This is a genomic window from Pseudomonas baetica (assembly GCF_019733355.1).
Taxonomy (GTDB): Bacteria; Pseudomonadota; Gammaproteobacteria; order Pseudomonadales; family Pseudomonadaceae; genus Aquipseudomonas; species Aquipseudomonas baetica_A.
In genome coordinates this window covers 1-1,878 of the sequence record NZ_JAIHLQ010000111.1, presented here as the reverse complement: position 1 = coordinate 1,878, position 1,878 = coordinate 1, and the positions used below count along the sequence as shown (strand labels likewise).

Below are 1,878 nucleotides of genomic sequence, written 5' to 3'. Positions count from 1 at the left end.
CGCACCCCAGGTTCCCAGCGTGTAGCTGAAGGTGGTTCCGATCGCACCCCAGGTTTCCAGCGTGTAGCTGAAGGTGGTTCCGATCGCACCCCAGGTTTCCAGCGTATAGCTGAAGGTGGTTCCGATCGACTGAATGTACAAGCTAAGCGGTCGTAGGCTCGTTCCACTAAATTTAGGCCCGGCTTTGCCGGGTCTTTTGTAGTTCCAAATCAGTAGGGATCGATACAGGAGTCGCGACAGGGTAGAGCTAGAGGGCACCAGCAATTCCACCGCAGATGACGTCGCCTTGGAACGTCCTCTCGCTCCCGAAACGATGGAAGCACTGAAGCAGGAATAGCCTACTCGAAACCCACGTTCCTAATCGCAGGCTGGGGGTTCAGGCGAATTGACCACCGTGCAAATAGCCGCCTGCATTGACTCCATATAGACCGCCGTTTCCCGATAGATTTGGCTGAAGATTGGGCCTAGGTCGCTTTGGAGCTTTGCGACCGACGCAAATTGAGTCTTGTTGGTGTCATTCGGCAAAGAGACTGAGATTGGCCTCATTGCGTCAGCAATACGTCCCATCCGTTGATCGAGCGAAGGGTGCGTCGCTGACTGTAGAGGGTGATAAATTGTTCCAGACTTCCCGGTCATAACTTCACAAACGAACTTGCGGGCTTTCGCTTCGACAGTAGCCTCAGGCGTAGGGAACTCCGTTGGCACAAAGGTCTCATGCACCACTGGGCGACTAATGAATTCCTGCGCCAGCGAGGATTGCTGCCATGCGTTGGCTGCCAGAACGAGCTGATCAACATTCCACAGAAGCGAGCCACGATGCGAGAAGAGCGGCTCCCGATACGGCGGCTCTGGCAGCAGTAGCTTCATTACGTCTAGGGCATAGGCATCAGCATCCTCCTCCCTTTTGGTTGAGACCGGGTCGCATGAGTCTTGCAGTGCTTGAAGCTTGGCTTCGCGATCTTGAGCTAGTTCGAGTTGAGCGACTCGACCTTCGTACTCGCCAGCCTGCCGTTGATAGACATGGCCAAGCTCATGAGCGAGCACATACAGCAGCGCCGGATTGGCTCGACCCAGTTTTTCACCGATATCTCCAAACAGCGCCACCGCACTTGAAGAGCAACGAAGCTCTAGTCTCTCAGCAGCAACAATCAGACAGCCGCCACGTACGCTCAGCTCGTCTAAGGGGGCATCCTTCGTGACTGCTTGAGTAGCACAGCCATAAGCGTCAATTCCATCTGAATTGGCATTGGTAACGATATAGGCAGTTAGAGTACGTCCCTCAATTAACGCTGCCCGCGGGTTCACGACGACAGTATCGAAAGGCAGTGCCTTTCCGAGCTCCCGGTAGGCCTGGGCAGCTCGGTTAATGGTCTGTTCAACCAATGCGGCCGAAGAACTGTCCAACCGACAACCTGGAATCATCTGCGCGTTGGCTGAGAGAGAGCAAAGCAGTCCGCAGGCAACGAGCACCTTCCAACTCACGCCCATATTCAGTGCGTCTCGCCGATGCTACGACGGTCTACAAACGTCTCGAACGCTACATGCTTGCCATTGAGTTGCTTCAAAAGCGGCCACCTGTTGAAGGCGTCCTCCATAAGCCCCAACGAAGCCTCCCTGGCCAAAAACACCGCCACCTTGTACTGGTTGATATTTTGAAGGTTAGGAAGTTTCTTCGCCCCGCTTTTAGTGGTAGCGGTGTCCTTCGCCAGATCGCCATGCGACGTTGTGTCAGCTGGACACAGCTGCGGCACACCCCAGAAAACTGAATCGCCCCTGGTTTCGTAGACACCTCCAAGCCTCATAATGAGGCCCAAATAGGAGGTGCCATGAGTCGTCAGCGTTACCCCGAAGAATTCAAGATCGAAGCGGTCAAGCAAG

At 54.7% G+C, this 1,878-nt stretch carries 2 protein-coding genes; both read right to left on the bottom strand.

What is annotated here, in order from left to right:
* Positions 1-357: 357 nt before the first annotated feature.
* Complete coding sequence (locus K5E40_RS34260) at positions 358-1,404, bottom strand: hypothetical protein (protein WP_176717494.1); 1,047 nt, start codon at positions 1,402-1,404, stop codon at positions 358-360.
* A gap of 86 nt (positions 1,405-1,490) precedes the next feature.
* On the bottom strand, positions 1,491-1,878 hold a 388-nt coding region (locus K5E40_RS34255), incomplete at its 5' end, for a hypothetical protein (protein WP_221734422.1).